Genomic DNA, 15,758 nt, shown 5'->3' on the forward strand with positions numbered 1-15,758 from the left:
AACGTCATTGATCAACCACTTGCCGTAAACTGTTCAGAATGCAGGCATCAACGCCCACATAACCGAATACACGAATCTATTGGTGTCGCCAGTGAACCCACCTTGAATAGTGACGAGGTCAATCTGTGGCACTAGAGCGGCCACCCAATCACGTAGGGGCGCAACTTAGGCGGGTCTCTCAGAGCTGACAATTGAGCAGTGAGCGTCGTTATTGGCAAACTGAGATATGGCACCCCGCAAAGCCCCCCCGGCAGGGCTGAGAATCGCAGCAACTAGATCGATGCCCTTCTGGTTTTCGTTCCCGTTCGGTGAAAGCCCGCTTCCCACAGCCCTGTCACACTTGCACACGAGTCGAACGTGCACACACAGCTAGGACGAAGCGCCTTTCGCCCTAGGCACCTACAACCCGCAGTACTTCACCGCCTGCGTCACAGCGACGTCGCTGTCTAGTCCGGTTACGAACGCCTGCGCACCAGAGGTGCATGCGACCTTGTAGCCCAAGTTGGTGCGCGTCAGGCGAAAGCCGCGCGCATCGCTCGTGTCAAGCGTCGGCGACAGCATCATGCTGGTCCTGCCATTGCGCACGGCACTCGAGGCGGCGATGCCGATTTCAGTAACTCCCTGTTCAGCGAGTGTTGTGACTTCGCCAAGATCGACTTCACCGTTGCCGTTGTCGATCCAGACCCGCAGCCACGCAAACGCCGGATCGCTCGCATCGAGCCGGCCATCCCGGTTGGCGTCCAACCAGTCAAGCGCGGGGACACCCTTGATACTGTTGTCGACGTTTACGTTGGAAAACAGCTCGCGGCTGTTGGTAACGGTAGCGTCAGCGTTGAGGTCGATCACCAGCAGGCCATCACCCGCAGCGATCCAGCCCGAATGGCGCAGAAAGCCATCCTCATTCCAGTCAAAGAAGACCTTGCTATCTGCTGCACTAAGGGTAGTGGCGGCACCATCGCCGTTCAGGTCAATCACGATCGGCTTGAAGCTGCCACCGGTGCCGATCAAACCACGGCGTGCAGCGCGCTCTTCTTCCGTGAGTCCAGCGAGCACATCGCCCGATGCGAATTGAATCCGCGCCGTATCGGCTTCCCATGCCAAGCCCACGGCACCACGCAGGGTGGCTGACTGGAGCAGGTACTGCGCCATGGTTTGAGCCAGATCCGGATTGCTCAGATCAACCGTAAATTGGTTTTTGTTGGCACTGAAGGCAAGCCCGACATCGTCGTAGCGCAGGTAGGGATAGCGTGTCTGGGCGGTGCGCACCTCAATTGACTCGATTGCGAAACCTGGGTCACCTGCCCGCGATTCACGCCACGTCAGACGCGGCATGCGCTGCACGATCATCGCGTGTGGGGCGGCACCAAGACCAGCAGTGACGTCTGCGTCGGCAATTCGCTGCTGCAGATTCGCCAGCAAGGCCTGCATGGGGGGCCGGGTTTTCTCCTGTACCAGGGCGCCGCCGGTGGTGTGGACTTCAACTTGCCCGCTGGCACCAACGCTCAGGCTGGCCGTACCTTCTTGGATCGGGTCACTGCCGTCTGCGCCACCGCCACCGCCGCCGCAGGCGGCAAGCACGGACAGTAGCAGCACACTGATTGCGGTATTGAAAGTGCGGGACGTTTTCATGGTGCGTGATCGATAGAGAAAGGGGTTACTGGGTAGACTTCGGGCAGGCGGCAAGCGTGGACTGCCCGAACGGAGTAGCCCCGCCAGTGGCTAAGCGCAGGACGTAGTTGCCACCGGTTGGGGAGAATCCGAGCTTGCGCAGGAATCTGTCGGTGCGTGCCGTCTGCACGCCACTGTTAACACCCGCGCAAAGTTCAACCGCTCCACGGTTTTCGGCCCACTTGCGAAAAGCGGTGAGCAACCTCACGGCCGCCCCGCTCATTCGCCGCTCCGGCAGCACGTCATAGTGGATAACGCTGGCCACGAGTTGATCCGAGAATACGTGAGACTCAATGCAGCCTATGAGTCCGCCAACTGGCGTGCCTTGAGCGTCCTCAGCCACAAAGAAGCAGTACTTTCCGCCTTTGTGGGCAATCAATTCGGTGAGCGAACGGCGGACCTTCTCGGCGTTGTAGTCGAAGGCACTGAAGCGTGTGATCTGGTGGTAACGACGGCCTAGTTCGACGAATGCGTCAGCGTCATCAGGGTGAGCAAAACGGATATGCATTGGGGCTCAGCTTCCGGACAAGCGCAGGCTCTTGAGGGCCTCGAGCGCGACGTTCGAATCACGAAGTGCCAGGCCGCAGGCGAACTGCCACGTGTGCAGCGTGGTGCCATCGCCCAAGTACGTTCCCCCGACCATCGCTTCGACAAAGTAGGTTCTGCCGGCTTCGACATTGACATTGAGCGGTGCCGGCGCACAACCTTCACCGAACACAGTACGCCGCCCCGGCGGCAGCATAGCGGAGAAGAACCCTCCATTTATCGCTGCGCCAAGTACCTTGCCGTCGCTGCGCAACTCGTGGGTCCTGACGGCGCCAACGATGTTGAACTTACGGTAGAAAACCACTTGAGCGTGCTCCGCCGGCGCAGGCTCAACAGCCGTGAACGCAGCGCCCGTCGCACAAGCCGCGAGCGTGCAGGACGCAAACAATAGAAATACGAGTCGCAGGATCACAGTCCGCCCTCGGGCGCACGGACCTCTGCGACCCGTCCTTGTGCATGGAGGTCACCGCCCGTGGTCGGCATTACTTTCAACTGCTGAATACCGTCTTTGGATAGCTGCAGCACTTCGTCGATCTTTAGGCTGCGTGGCATCGCGTGGGTGATGAACAACATCGTCACTTTGCCCTTGAGTCCGTTAATCGTCCGAGCAAAGGACTCCGCCGTTTCGCCATCCAGCGCCGATGTCGCCTCATCGAAGATGAGTACTTTGGGTCCCTTGAGCAGCGCGCGGGCGATCGCAAGCCGCTGTTTCTGGCCACCAGAGAGTCCCACGCCACGCTCACCGAGCTCTGTCTGATAGCCCTTCGCCAGGGCGTCGATCACGTCATGAATGCCAGCCATGCGGCAGGCCTGAACTGCTTGCTCAAAGGTGGCATTGGGGTTGGCCGCAAGCAGATTTGCCAATACCGTGCCTGAAAACAGAATCGTTTCTTGCGGCACCACACCGAAATACGCGCGCAGTTCGTTTGCGCTCATATGGCGTGCATCGACACCATCCACCCGGAGTTGCCCCGAGGTAGGTTGATAGAAACCCAGTAGCAACTTGGCGAGGGTGCTCTTACCGGCCCCTGACGGACCCATGATGGCAACGGCTCGACCCGGCTCGATCGTCAGACTGATGTTTTGGTACAGCAGCGGCGTGTCGTCGCGATAGCGGAAAGCTACGTCGACGAGTTCGATCCGACCCTTGCCATCGAGTGGCCGTTGCGGCGTTACTCCGTAGGGTTCGGCCGGGACATTCATCACGTCGCCCAAGCGTTGCACCGATAGGCTTGCCTGCTGAAACTGCGTCCACAGCCCGACAACCCTGAGAATCGGTTGGGAGAGCTTTCCGGCGAACATCTGAAACGCGACCAGCATCCCGATCGTAAAGCTCGGCTCCGTCATCACAATCCAGGCCCCGAACATCAGGATGCCCAAGGTCATGAGCTGATCCATCGTCGTCGCGAATACGTTGTAGGTATTGCCGATCTGCTTGGTCTGGAATCCGGAACGTAAATAGCTCGCCAAGTAGTCCGCGTAGCGTTTGCGCAACTGGGGTTCCATCTGGAGCGATTTGACGGTTTCGAAACCGGCAATGTGTTCGGTCAGGAAGGCCTGATTGCGCGCGCCCAACAGAAACTGCTCGTTGAGCCGAGCTTGGAACACTGGCGCGACGAGAAAGCTGACCACCGCGATCAACGCAAGACCGCCGAGAGAGACGGCCGTCAGTGGCACGCTATACCAGAGCATTACACCCAAGCAGATGAGCAGGAAAGGCAGATCCAGCACCAATGTGACCGCAGCGCCTGACACAAACTCGCGGATGTTCTCCACCGCGTGCAGCCGGGCCGCTACGACCCCTGTCGGACGATGTTCAAAATACCGAGTCGGCAGCTTTAGAAGGTGATCCCAAACCGCAGCGGCCAAGACCGCGTCAACACGATTGCCCGTGTGAAGCACCAGGTACTGGCGCACCCATGTCAGGATCGCCGAGAACACGGTGAAGATCGCCATCGCGATCGCAATCGCAATCAGTGTGCTTTGCGTTCGGTGCACAACGACCTTGTCGATGATCGCCTGTGTGAACAGCGGGGTTGCCAGCGCGACAACTTGGAGTGCGGCTGAGGCGAGGAGCACATCACGCCAGACGCGCCGATGCTTCATGAGCTCGGGGACGAACCACTTGAATCCGAAACGCTTGACTCCGATGGCAGCCGCGCCGTCCTCGTCCGACAGGGCTTCGGACTCCGTTGTGGTCAGCCATGCGGTGCCGGAGAACTGCTTGGCAAACGCTTCAAGTGTTGTGGTTGTCGGCGCATTGGTGCCCGCGCGAAAGAACACGACTTGCTCTTCGGTCGCCATCGTGACGATCGCCAAGGTCGTCGCCCCTGTGTCGAACTCGTTATCGGGGGCTTCCGCAACGAGGGTCACGAGCAAGGGGAATGTCATTGCACTCAACTTGCCCGGCTTGAGCGATACCTGCCGAACCTTGAGGTTGAGCGTTCGCCCGGCCTGAACGATCGACGTGGCGTCTAGCGGAGGGGGAAACTCCCGCTCAACCAATTCGGCAGAAAACGGGCGCCGGTGCAGTGCGCAGAGCGACCCTAGGGCCCAGAGAAAGTCTTCGCGCAGAAAGCGCGCTGGCGTGGTTGGCACGGTAGCAAAGTTCGAGTTGTGGAGTTCAGCGTGTTCTTCAACGCGACTACGACCCGAACAAGGAACGTCGGCCTAAGTCAGCATAAATACAATAATCGCCAGAAACAATTGTGACTGGATCTGAATTGCTAGTTTAGCCATCTTTGCAACTGCCTGAGCAGTATTTAACACGAAGTAACGGACGGGCCGCCGACCAGCGCCACCGCCGCGTCGGCAATGCGATGGCATGCTTGCTCACCGTTGTTGAGCAGGGCATGACGCATGAGCTTGCGGGCGTTGTCACGAAATTGCGGCTCAGACTGGATCCGCTGCACAGCCGCCTTGATCTGATCAGCGACCTCTTCCTCGAGCAGCGCCAGCCCCACCTTGAGTGCAACAACACGGCGGGCGGTGATGAACTGTTCAGCTTGCGTGGGTAGAACTAGGAGCGGTACGCCGGCTCGGACTGCCGCGCCCGTCACGCCTGCGCCGCCATTCGTAATGAACAGATTAGACTCCTGCATCACTGCCGCCATATCCAACGGTTGTTCGCTAATGCACAGCGTCTCGCAGGCAAGGGCTCGCTGGTCCCCCGGCAGAATGCCAGGAACAAAAGCAACCGTTGCAAGCTTCATTGTGACCAGCGATTTGAGCACCTCCAGCGCTTGGGCGTACCCGGCCTTCAGATACACGGCCACGTGAAATGCGTCCCCTCTTGGCCAAGCAGGATGGCCACCTCCCAGTGGCAGGGCCGGAAAGCCGATGTATCTGGCATCGCCGTCGCGGAACTTTCCGTAGTGATCGAGTTCTGGAAGGGTTGTCAGCAAGCACTGACTCGTTGACCAAAGCTCGGACGCGCTTTTTATTGGTTGCCCATCAAGCTCCTGTAACACCGCATTGCAAGTTGCAACGAATACGCGCTCGCCTTCATTGATCCGCGCTACATCCAACGGCAGCCACTCTGCAAAGGACGGAATTGGTTGTGTCTTTGGCGGAATGAAAAAGCCGGGGCCGAATACGAGCGTCGGTACGCGGGCTACACGTGCCGCCAAAAGGGCCGTTGGCGCATGCTCCACAAGGATCGCGTCGGGCCCAACCGCTCTAATGATCGACAACCATCCGCGAACCAGCATCGACAACCGTTGCGCATCTAAAAAGCCCACTTGAAACAGCAATTCCACCAATGACAGGGGCGCGCGGGATCCCACCAGCGCTAGGCGCCACGTTGGCGCTTGCCAAAGGCTAAGTGCAGGGCTATCGAGCAACGCCCCGAAGGCGATTCGGCCCGAACTCATGTCAGCGAGGACGACATCAACCCGATGTCCGCGCGAGATCAGGTGGGTCGCCACTTGCGCAATTGGAATGATGTGGCCAAGCCCCTCGCCACATTCCCATGCAATCAGAAAGCGAGCCATCGTTTTGGATCCTCGTTGTCATTGAATACTCAAGTCAAACACCTTTCGAGCAAGAACGTCGCTCTGAAGGGTTCAAGGGCCCGTGAGTGCCATTTCGCACCTCGCGGATCACGTTGGTGTCAATCAGGAACAAGGGTTACCCAGCACGCGAGAAATCAGCGTCTTCACCCACGTTCGGCATGCTAGCGAGGACTGCGGCAAATGAACGACGCGCCGGCTTCTGAAGCGCTGAATTCAAAATCTCGAGGTGTTCCGCCTCGGCGCTTCGCCCATTTGCGGAGCGCGCTGTTTTAGCGCCGACACAATCACTTCATGAACGTTACGACTATATTGGTTGCCACGGTGCGCCTCTTCGGATGCTTGCAATCGCTAAATCCCGCTTGATACGAGATCCACTAGCCTACATCCCCTACCGCCCAGATCGGAAGGGCTGAGCGGAAGTATCGGCCGCGCTCCCGGCACAAGACGAAACATCGGCGGCGACGTGATGCGTCCAGTTATTGCAGACTAGTGGATCTTTGCGTCTGCTTGCTACCCGTCGCGCACATGAAGCCGCGCTCAAGCAATGCCTTTTGGCTAGAAGGCGCAAGCCAGCTAGGGACACGAGAGATCCTGTTTGTTGCGCGCGCACGCACCAACTAAGCAGGTGCGCAAATGGGCTACCCCCGCTGATCGCGTATGCACATCTGGGTCGAAAGCGGTTGCTAGCCGCGCTGCCCCAGGCAATCAGGCAGCGTATTGAGGAGTGACCAATATCATCTGAGATACTTCTTCGCGGACTTCATTCGTGCCAGTCCGTCCGCTGGCCTGCCCACAAGGGCCGCGTTACGCAACCCAGGTTCTGCGCAGACCGACAACGGCATTTCGGTACCACCGCGGCGCCTCCGAAAAATCTCTGAGCAACCCGCTGTAGGTAATCGCACCATCGAGCCGCGCGTCACGAAGGCGCGTCCGCAAGTCGGACATCACCCAGAATGCAAGCTGTAGCAAATGGTGACGATCTGCCACGTCAAGCAGCTCAAACAACCTCACTGGCGCCAGCTTCGGGGAGCCGTGGACACCCAATCGCTCAGCAGCGAAGTCGCCTAACCGCACATTGCGATAGCGGCTCATCATCAGGCGGCAGAGTTGATGAAGAACGGAGAAGTACCCTGCACTACGCGGTCGGCAACGTGCGCCGCGCCCCTCCAAGCGAAGCACAACGGAAGAAGATAGTTCGCTCGCGTCGGGGGCGTAGAAGGACGGCGGTCGAACAAGTGCCTGGCGCAAATCGGCGCCACAACTGCAGCAGGTAGTCATCCCCTTAAACGCATTGCCGGTCTCGATACCAACGTCGCCACGGTGATACTCGACCGGCGACCCGCATTCTTGGCAGCGATCAAGAAGCAAGCATTCATGCCGTGTGCAGTAAGTGCAGAGCGCCAGCCGCCAACGTCGTCTGAAATAAGGCACAGAATCTTCGGAAAGACACTTGGGACAAAACTGAACCCCATGGCCTTGACGCCGCTCCTTCGCCATTCTGAGAGGGAGAATCCATGGCGCGATCGGCCCGTTGTGGGTCACCGGAAATAGCCTACCCGCGTACGGTTTTAGTGTGGTCGCGCGCACTGCTACGTCGGACAACCCAGTATGCGCACTCAGACCTGCGAGCAGCCAATCGGGCGCAAGGGCGTCGAGGTCCCGGCTCCAGAGTTGAACCTCAGCGCCATATAGTAGTAGTCCAAGCGTGTGGAGCTTCAGATCATGAGCATGGGCCAATCTGACGAACCAACTGGTCATGAGCTCGTCCGGCTGCGGCTTAAGGTGTATTGGCCACAGCAGGTCGAGGGCGGCCTTCCGCCCACTACTTGAGCGAGGGCCGAGCCTTGCGTTCGGATGGTCGAGTCCAGTTGATCGCATCGAGCGACTCCAGCGTGATCCGTTCCGACCCGTCACGGATGGCACTAATCGCAGCCAAACTGACCACTGCGTAGATTTCTCCGATTGGCCCCTCGGTCATGAACGCGATTCGCTGCATTAACTCTGGCGTCTTTAAGCCGGAGGGCGCGCGCAGTGGCAACTTGCGCTCAATCGTGTCGAGAAGCCTGCCCAGTTCAGTACCTGGGCGCCAAAGCGGCAAAGGCTCGGGATGGAATCGATTGGATAACTGAGGGTCGGTCGCAAAGACGATGTGAGCCTCGTCGATACCGGCACCGACGATCGATATCTTCAGTTCGTTCGCTAGATCCTTGATGGCATTTCGGAATTCGCGTTGTTTCATCGCCCCACCGGTGAGCATGTGCTGAATGTCGTCTATCAGCAGCATTCGGGTTTCGGTCTGCCCGAGGATCTTCTTCACCGTTCGAATCCGTTCAACGGCCGTCGCAACAGCCTTGTAAGGCGCGTGGATAGCTTCGAGGATTCGGACACACAGGTCGCCAATGTCTGGTGTTGGCGGTGCGCCCACCATTACCGCGGGGATGATTGCTGCGTCCCCTTTCGGGTTAGGATCGACAGGGTGCTTGGAAAGAAAGCGCCGCAAGATCTGGGTCTTGCCGTTGTTGCTTGGCCCAACGATCAGCATATTGGGCATGCGATCGATCGGTGGGTGGTCCAATAGTTCGTCCATGCGGGCCAAAATCTGTTTGGCCCGCTCGTACCCAACCCACACCCCTTGCCGCACATGCAGAATACGGGCGGCCGCATCGGCGGCCGTTACGGCAGCGATGTCAACGGGCTCGCGCGGGGAGGTCGTCCGCCTGTCAGTCATCGTCATACGGCGTGATTTCAGACGGGTCGTAGCCCCGAACTGCCGGAGGGAGCGTCGGTATGGGCGTCTTTGATGCGACGCGCGGCAATTCCTTGGCTTTGCGAAGCTTCGCCTTCGCGTGTTCAATCGCTCGCTGGTTCTTCTTGCGCGCCGCCTTGGTCAACTCAGCCGATACTGCGACCTGCTCCCGCATCTTCCTTGCGTAACGGAATATCGTTTCTTCGTCGATGTGCTTGATACCGTCGACACGTGCTTGTTTTTTGGCCTCCCTCGCCTCCCACAGGCTGATGGCGGGCTGCGCAAGGTTTCGGTATGGGATCGCAAAGTAGCGCTTCGCATCAGGATCGAAGAAATACAACTCGCTAATGTCGCGTGGATCACGACGGAAGCGGTACTTCTGAGTCCGCTGAGGATCGCTGGGGTTGGTTACGTGAACCCATGGACGCAGGACGTCGTGGAAATAGACGATGTCATCCCAAACCACGCCAAATCCGTGGATGACACGATAGTCGAACGGCATGAAGTCGATCCGCACTTTCTCGGCGTCAAGACGCCGGGCGGGCAGGCCTCTGCCCGGGCGCCCCTTGGTACCGAGCAACCCCTCCCGGTACTTTTGAATTGGCGACGTGCCGATACCCCGGTGCAGTTCGTTGTGGTACTTGGCAAGGAAGAATGCCAACCACCGTTCAAGCTCAGCCAGCGTCATTACTGCCTTGCCTTCGGAGTCGTACTCCCCTTTTTGCGTCGGTCCCGAAAAGGTTTTTCCCGGGATCGTTTTGAGGCCCTCCGACACGGTGCCCATTAGCCGTTCGATGTGACCACCGTAGTGCGGTGTTTTGACTGGCCTCAGCATCAGATCGATGGAGTACTCCTCGCAGGCGGCTAGCAGCATATTGCCCCGAAATTCCCGTGCATTGTCCATGTGGAGGGTGCCCATCACCCCCCAACACGGCCACTGCGCATCGATGTGCCGATCCGCCAGCCACTGATCCTTATCGAGAATTGCATGCGAAATGCAGATCCCAGCCGACATCGCAGAAGGGGGATCCAGCGATAGGTACATCCCCAGGACCATGCGGCTATAGACATCAATGCCGAAGGTCACCCAGGGGCGATTGATGGGACGGCGAGTTGTGTCATCGACGATGATGACGGGTAGTTCCGTGTGATCGACCTGCACCATTGCAAGCGGCCATTCGGCATCTGGCACGGACCCCTCTATCGGATCGAACCTCATGCTCGCAGCCCGATTGCCCTTGCGAGCAGCAAATACACTTCGCGCCGACCGCCACGCCACGCGCGTCCGAAGCGTATTGAGGTGAGGTGTTTCGATTTCTTGTTGTCGACACAGTTCATCGAGATGCTCCCAAGCCGCGACGAGGCTATTGCACTCATCGGTCATGTAATAGTCCTCGACGGTGTGGCGCAGCGCCTCTTCGATCCTCGGATCGCTAATTCTTGATTTGCCGCGCCCGCCGCTGCGTTTTGTCGGCAACAACGACGACAACAGCCCAGACCCCAGATAGAGGTTCCGCCAACGATACAGGGTCGGAACCGACAAACCATGTTCACGCGCTAGCGCATCGGCCAAGCGGGCGCCATGTTCGTAGCGACCCACCAGCGGCTGAATGATACTGAGCCGCCGCTTCGCCTCATCCCATGCGTCCTTCGATACCGCGTCAAGGTCGCGATCTTGGGCTGCGGCCTGTTTCTCGCCACCGAGCCATGGTCGAACGCGACCAACCTGGAGCGCTTCCAGCATTCCGGTCGACAGATTCCTCGCAATGACGCTTTCTAGTGTCGAAACGCTCGTGATCACGTATTCCTGACCGAGATAGTCGACGGATGCGCCCTTCGTCAGAACCAGTTGCGGGCAGGCAAGGGCTGTGACCTTCGGAGTCATGAGCGCAGACTCCAAATCATCGATTCGTTGTTCAGGGGCTGATCCAGATCCGCCCCAATTTCATTGGATGCGATCATCTGCCAAAGCACTGGTAATCCGTTCAAACGCTCAGATTCTGTCGGGAAGAGCTCATCAATCATTACGCTGATGGGCAGCATGATGCCGACTGCCGACAGTCCGCTGAGAATCAGGCCCGCCAATTTGGGGTCGCGCTCAGCCAGCCGAAACTCCCGTAGGAACTTGAGGTTTTCCAAGCGCGGCGTCCGGATCTCCAACTCTGATACGGTTCTAAAGACCCAACCGCGCCCTTCAGCAAACGATGTGGCTGCGGCAAACTTGGCCGCGTACTTCGCCGCATTCACTTTCAGATCCGACGTTTTTTTTACTTCAGCGAGTACCGACGGCTTGGCTGTACCGTCTGGCGACGGTTTGTAGTGGACCAAGACGTCCGGCACGTACTGCGTGCCAGCGCGTCGGTCGCCCTTCGGAACGGCGATCTGCACTGGCTGCTCCTCAAAACTCACAACCTCGTCGTCAAACTCAAGGAGCAGCATGTAATCGCGCTCAAGTAGCGACTCAAAACCGAGCGCCCTGCCGTTCTTGCAACTGGCAAAACGTCCAGTCACGGACACGTAGTTTTTGGGAATCCGTCGTACCGGCATGATCGCCTGCAAATCGCTTGCAGCCACTTATGTAGCTTTGACAATCACTATCATGGACTTATGGCATAAGTTGCATTGACTTCTGTCATATAGGGCCGATTTTTGGCCATTTTTCTCAGATACTTGTAGATGCCCACACTGATGAACGCCTGACACCCCCGTTCCTCCGTTAGCAGCGGCCCGCCCAGTGCGGGCCGCGCTGCGTTTACAGGCCCTTACACCTGTGTCGCTGCCTTGGCCGCCAAAGCCAAGTCCGCGGCTCCGCGCGACAAGGCCGATCGCCCCCCGAGTCCGTACGATGCCCCTCACTGAAACGCAGCGCGGTTTCAACGATTCAAGAACCCCCTACCGCGCAGGGTTCGTGAGAGACGAAAGGATTCACCACATGAAGACCAAACTGATCATCGCCGCAGCAGCTGCCACCTTTGCGGGCGCCGCCCTCGCAGCCGACCAAGGTTTCTACATGGGCGCAAACGTCGGCGCATCGAGCCACGACGTCTCCGGCAACGGCGAGCTGAAGGAAAACCCCACCACCTGGGGCCTCTACGGCGGCTACGATTTCAACAAGAACTTTGCCCTCGAGGCGGGCTACCAGGATCTGGGCACCAGCAAGGCGGGCGGCCTTGAGGCCAAGAACCAGGCGCTCACGCTAGACGTAGTCGGCAAGCTGCCGGTGACCGACAGCATCGGCGTGTACGGCAAGGCAGGCCTCGCCTACATTGATCGCGACATCAGCGGCGCCGGCGTGGATGAAGGGCTCTCGGGCACCGCCGCCAAGTTCGCGGTGGGCGCAGAGTTCAAGGCGACGCAGAACATCGGCATTCGCACCGAAGTGGCCTACCTGACCGGTGCGCCGACCTACGAGTCGGCCCAGGGCAGCTTCGACAAGAACACCACGCTGTTCACCGTGGGCATGAACTACAAGTTCTAAGGAAGGTCTGAATATGTGAGCGAGAGGGATGCAGCGCGAGGCGCGGCGCGCACAGCGACCAAGACATATCAAAAAGATATGCGCGGGAGCGAGCACGCCGCAACACAGCGGTGCGCCGTCGCAGCCACCTATTCAGGCCTTCCCTAAGCCCGCGGGGCCGGATTCCGGCCTCTACCCCAGCCTCAAGACAGCGGCGGCCTTCGGGTCGCCGTTGTTACGTCTGTCAGCATTTGCACGGCACGATCCGGCAAGCCTGTTCTGAACCTAGAATGCGGCATCTCCCCGATCGGACCGATCACCATGCAGGAATCCTGGCTGAGCAGCGTGATGCTGCTGGTTCACACGACGCTCGCCGAGCGCGGCCTCGACGCAGACCTCATCGCAGCGCAAGCGGGCGTCGACCCGGCCTTGCTGCGCGACCCGAACGCGCGCATCCCGGTTGGCCCCGCCGGCCGCTTCTGGGAGGCCGCTGTGCGGGCGGTCGAGGCGGACCCCTGCTTCGGCCTCGATGTAGCGACCAAGCTGAACCCGACCACCCTGCATGCGGTGGGTTTTGCCTGGCTCGCCAGCGCCACACTGCGCGAAGCCGGCCGTCGCCTGGTGCGCTACTTCAGGGTCGTCAGCTCTGTCGATGAAGTCGAGATCCGCGACGAAGGCGCGCTGACCTGGCTGATCTTCAACACCGAAGATGGCTACACCCTGCCGCGCAGCTACGATGCCCGCATCGCATCGCTGGTGCGCCTTTGCCGCGCGATTGCGGGGCCGGACTTCAAACCCGCCGCGGTACGCCTTCGCCACCAGTGGCCGGCTGCATCAGCCAAGCGCCTGCGCGAGTTCTTCGGCGTCGAGCCGGAATTCGGGGCTCGGGAATACGCCTTCGCCGTCACCGCCGAAGACCTCGACCGCCCGCTGCCCAGCGGCAATTCGGAACTGGCCCTGTCTGCCGAACAGATCGCGACCGACTATCTGGCCCGCCACGCCAAGGACGACATCGCCGCGCTGACGCGACGCGCCCTGATCGAGATGCTGCCCTCCGGCAACACGCACCGCGCCACGGTCGCGCAGAAGCTGCTGATGTCCGAACGCACCTTGCAGCGCCGCCTTGGCGAGCACGGCTATACCTTCGCAAACCTGCTCGAAGGGCTGCGGCAGGAACTCGCCTTCGACTACCTGCGCACCGGCACCCATTCAATCAACGAGATCGCCTACCTGTTGGGATTTGCCGAAATCGCGAGCTTCACCCGCGCCTTCCGCCGCTGGACGGGCCAGGCACCTTCCACCTGGCGCGACGCGCAGTTCGCCACCGCCTGAGCGCGTCAAACGGCGCGTGCGCCGGCCGGGCCGATCAGCGTGAGGTGGGTGATCAACTCGCGCTGATAGGGCGAGAGCGTTTGCTCGCGCCGAAAGCAGAGCTTCATTTCACGGCTGCCCCAGGCGTCGTTGAGCTCCACCATCGCCAGCGGCATGGTCGCGCTGGCCGCCGCGGCCGACGAATGCGGCACCACCGCAACCCCCACGCCGGCACTGACCATGCGGCAGACCGCCTCGAAGGATCGCACCTGGGCGCGGATCCTCGGCCGCCGCCCGGCTTCACGCGCGCGGTCGAGCAAGAAACCATGGATCGCGCTGTCGGCAGACAGGCCGACATGGTTCTCGCTCAGCGTTTCGGCAAACCTCATCCGGCCGCGTGAGGCAAACGGATGCCCGATCGCGCACACCAGCACCAGGCGATCGGCACGGTAAGGCAGGAAGGCGAGCTCCGGCCCGCCGACTTCGCCCGCCACGATGCCCACATCCGCCGCGCCTGCCACCACCGCGCTCACAATCGCCGGACTCGGATGCTCTTCAAGCAGCACGTCCACCTGCGGATGCGCAGCAAGAAACCCGGCCAGATCGCGCGGCAAGTTGCCGCCGATCGCGTTGGTATTGGCAAACAATCGCACCACGCCGGCCACGCCGCGCGCGAAGGTGCCGAGCTCCGCATCGAGCAGCGCGACTTCCGACAGCACCCGCCGCGCGTGCCGCAGCATCGCTTCACCCGCAGGCGTCAGCGCCACGCCGCGCGGCAGGCGCTCAAACAGCGGCGCCCCGGCCGCCTCTTCGAGCCGCCGAACACGGGCCGATGCACTGGCCGGCGCCAAATGCACCCGCTCGGCCCCCTGCGTGAGGTTGCCGCTGGCCGCGATGGCGGCAAAAAGCTGCAGATCGGTCAGGTCGTAGCGCATCGGCTTAGCGTTCGTTAAAACCGAATGATTACTTCGGAAAATACCGTTTGTCCATACTGCGCCGAATCGAATCCAATGGCGACTCTGCCGATCCTCTCGGCATTCGATTGGATACCTGTGTTCCGCGATTCCGAAATCACCGGCTTCTGGTTCGCGATCCTCGCTGCGCTGGGCTTTTCCGCCAAAGCGATCTTCGTGAAGCTGGCCTACCCCTACGGCGTCAGCCCGCTCGCGCTACTGGCGCTGCGCATGGCTTTTGCCGCGCCGGTGTTCGCCTTCATCGCGCTACGCGCCTCGCGCAATGCAGCACCGCTCAAGGTGGGCGACTGGGTGGCGCTCACGCTGCTGGGCCTGCTGGGCTACTACGGTGCCTCGCTGCTCGATTTCATGGGCTTGCAGTACATCTCGGCCGGCCTCGAACGCCTGATCCTATTTACCTACCCCACGCTCACCTTGCTGATCGCGGTGTTCGTGTTCAACCGCAGCTTCTCGGCGCGCGACTTCGCCGCGCTCGGCCTCACTTGGCTCGGTATCGCGCTGGCCTTCGCGCACGATCTGCAGTTGCGCGGCGACCTCACCGCCGTGGTGCTGGGCGGCGCCTTGGTGTTCGGTTCGGCGGTCTGCTACGCGCTCTACCTCACCGGATGCGGCGAGATGGTCCTGCGCCTGGGCAGCCGCCGCTTCACCGCGCTGGCGATGTGCGTTTCCACCGTGGCGACCTTCGCGCACTTTGGCGCCACCAGCCCGCTTCAGGATTTGGTGCAACCGATGCCGGTGCTGGCGCTCGCGGCAGCGATGGCAGTGTTCTCCACGGTTTTGCCGGTATTCATGCTCAGCGCCGCGATCCGTGAGCTGGGCGCCACCCGCACCGCCATGCTCGGCAGTGTCGGCCCGATCATCACGATCTGCCTTGGCGCCGTGTTTCTTGACGAACCCCTGTCGGCGGCGCAGCTCGCCGGCACCGTGCTGGTGGTGCTGGGCGTGTCCTTCGCCAGCAAGCCGGCCGCCCCCAAACCTGCACCTTTGGCGCCGCTCAAACGCCTCAGGGTCTAGTACCGATGTTTCCTCCCTCAGGTCTCGTA

General features: G+C 60.5%; 13 protein-coding genes. 3 read left to right on the plus strand and 10 right to left on the minus strand.

What is annotated here, in order from left to right:
* Window positions 1-399: 399 nt before the first annotated feature.
* The 9 genes from OPU71_RS18175 to OPU71_RS18210 form a co-directional block, all read right to left on the minus strand.
* On the minus strand, window positions 400-1,683 hold the full coding sequence (locus tag OPU71_RS18175) for a hypothetical protein (protein WP_267729482.1): 1,284 nt from the start codon (window positions 1,681-1,683) through the stop codon (window positions 400-402).
* On the minus strand, window positions 1,655-2,176 hold the full coding sequence (locus OPU71_RS18180) for a GNAT family N-acetyltransferase (RefSeq protein WP_267729483.1): 522 nt from the start codon (window positions 2,174-2,176) through the stop codon (window positions 1,655-1,657). Before OPU71_RS18180 ends, OPU71_RS18175 begins: the two co-directional genes overlap by 29 nt.
* A gap of 6 nt (window positions 2,177-2,182) precedes the next feature.
* Window positions 2,183-2,626 carry a DUF2846 domain-containing protein gene (locus tag OPU71_RS18185; protein ID WP_267729484.1) on the minus strand — a complete coding sequence of 148 codons (444 nt, stop codon included), beginning with the start codon at window positions 2,624-2,626 and terminating at the stop codon, window positions 2,183-2,185.
* Entirely contained in the window at window positions 2,623-4,812 is a 2,190-nt protein-coding gene (locus OPU71_RS18190; RefSeq protein WP_267729485.1) for a peptidase domain-containing ABC transporter, read from the minus strand. Before OPU71_RS18190 ends, OPU71_RS18185 begins: the two co-directional genes overlap by 4 nt.
* Before the next feature lie 164 nt (window positions 4,813-4,976).
* Window positions 4,977-6,206: a glycosyltransferase gene (locus OPU71_RS18195; protein WP_267729486.1), complete on the minus strand. Its 1,230-nt coding sequence runs from the start codon at window positions 6,204-6,206 to the stop codon at window positions 4,977-4,979.
* Window positions 6,207-7,031: 825 nt separating this feature from the next.
* A complete protein-coding gene (locus tag OPU71_RS21395) occupies window positions 7,032-8,105 on the minus strand; it encodes a TniQ family protein (protein ID WP_420712400.1) in 1,074 nt (357 codons plus the stop codon).
* Window positions 8,050-8,961: a TniB family NTP-binding protein gene (locus tag OPU71_RS18200; RefSeq protein WP_267729487.1), complete on the minus strand. Its 912-nt coding sequence runs from the start codon at window positions 8,959-8,961 to the stop codon at window positions 8,050-8,052. Before OPU71_RS18200 ends, OPU71_RS21395 begins: the two co-directional genes overlap by 56 nt.
* Entirely contained in the window at window positions 8,948-10,858 is a 1,911-nt protein-coding gene (locus OPU71_RS18205) for a helix-turn-helix domain-containing protein (RefSeq protein ID WP_267729488.1), read from the minus strand. Before OPU71_RS18205 ends, OPU71_RS18200 begins: the two co-directional genes overlap by 14 nt.
* A complete protein-coding gene (locus OPU71_RS18210; protein WP_267729489.1) occupies window positions 10,855-11,547 on the minus strand; it encodes a TnsA endonuclease N-terminal domain-containing protein in 693 nt (230 codons plus the stop codon). Before OPU71_RS18210 ends, OPU71_RS18205 begins: the two co-directional genes overlap by 4 nt.
* Window positions 11,548-11,905: 358 nt before the next feature.
* Here OPU71_RS18210 and OPU71_RS18215 point away from each other — a divergent pair, with 358 nt between their 5' ends.
* Window positions 11,906-12,451, plus strand: coding sequence for an outer membrane beta-barrel protein (locus tag OPU71_RS18215; RefSeq protein WP_267729490.1), 546 nt, complete (start codon window positions 11,906-11,908; stop codon window positions 12,449-12,451).
* A 300-nt stretch (window positions 12,452-12,751) separates the two neighbouring features.
* Window positions 12,752-13,762: an AraC family transcriptional regulator gene (locus OPU71_RS18220; protein ID WP_267729491.1), complete on the plus strand. Its 1,011-nt coding sequence runs from the start codon at window positions 12,752-12,754 to the stop codon at window positions 13,760-13,762.
* Window positions 13,763-13,767: 5 nt separating this feature from the next.
* Here OPU71_RS18220 and OPU71_RS18225 read toward each other — a convergent pair whose 3' ends face one another.
* Entirely contained in the window at window positions 13,768-14,676 is a 909-nt protein-coding gene (locus OPU71_RS18225; protein ID WP_267729492.1) for a LysR family transcriptional regulator, read from the minus strand.
* Between the two features lie 75 nt (window positions 14,677-14,751).
* On the opposite strand from OPU71_RS18225, the gene OPU71_RS18230 reads away from it, so the two are divergent.
* Window positions 14,752-15,729: a DMT family transporter gene (locus OPU71_RS18230; RefSeq protein WP_267729493.1), complete on the plus strand. Its 978-nt coding sequence runs from the start codon at window positions 14,752-14,754 to the stop codon at window positions 15,727-15,729.
* Window positions 15,730-15,758: the final 29 nt, after the last annotated feature.

This window comes from Niveibacterium sp. 24ML, from assembly GCF_026586805.1.
Taxonomy (GTDB): Bacteria; Pseudomonadota; Gammaproteobacteria; order Burkholderiales; family Rhodocyclaceae; genus Niveibacterium.

What these genes read in the sequence shown, in the direction of transcription:
- OPU71_RS18180 (WP_267729483.1), bottom strand. Translation starts at nt 2,176, where the DNA reads ATGCATATCCGTTTTGCTCACCCTGATGACGCTGACGCATTCGTCGAA.
- OPU71_RS18195 (WP_267729486.1), bottom strand. Translation starts at nt 6,206, where the DNA reads ATGGCTCGCTTTCTGATTGCATGGGAATGTGGCGAGGGGCTTGGCCAC.
- OPU71_RS18230 (WP_267729493.1), top strand. Translation starts at nt 14,752, where the DNA reads ATGGCGACTCTGCCGATCCTCTCGGCATTCGATTGGATACCTGTGTTC.
- OPU71_RS18215 (WP_267729490.1), top strand. Translation starts at nt 11,906, where the DNA reads ATGAAGACCAAACTGATCATCGCCGCAGCAGCTGCCACCTTTGCGGGC.
- OPU71_RS18225 (WP_267729492.1), bottom strand. Translation starts at nt 14,676, where the DNA reads ATGCGCTACGACCTGACCGATCTGCAGCTTTTTGCCGCCATCGCGGCC.
- OPU71_RS18220 (WP_267729491.1), top strand. Translation starts at nt 12,752, where the DNA reads ATGCAGGAATCCTGGCTGAGCAGCGTGATGCTGCTGGTTCACACGACG.
- OPU71_RS18200 (WP_267729487.1), bottom strand. Translation starts at nt 8,961, where the DNA reads ATGACGATGACTGACAGGCGGACGACCTCCCCGCGCGAGCCCGTTGAC.
- OPU71_RS21395 (WP_420712400.1), bottom strand. Translation starts at nt 8,105, where the DNA reads ATGCGATCAACTGGACTCGACCATCCGAACGCAAGGCTCGGCCCTCGC.
- OPU71_RS18205 (WP_267729488.1), bottom strand. Translation starts at nt 10,858, where the DNA reads ATGACTCCGAAGGTCACAGCCCTTGCCTGCCCGCAACTGGTTCTGACG.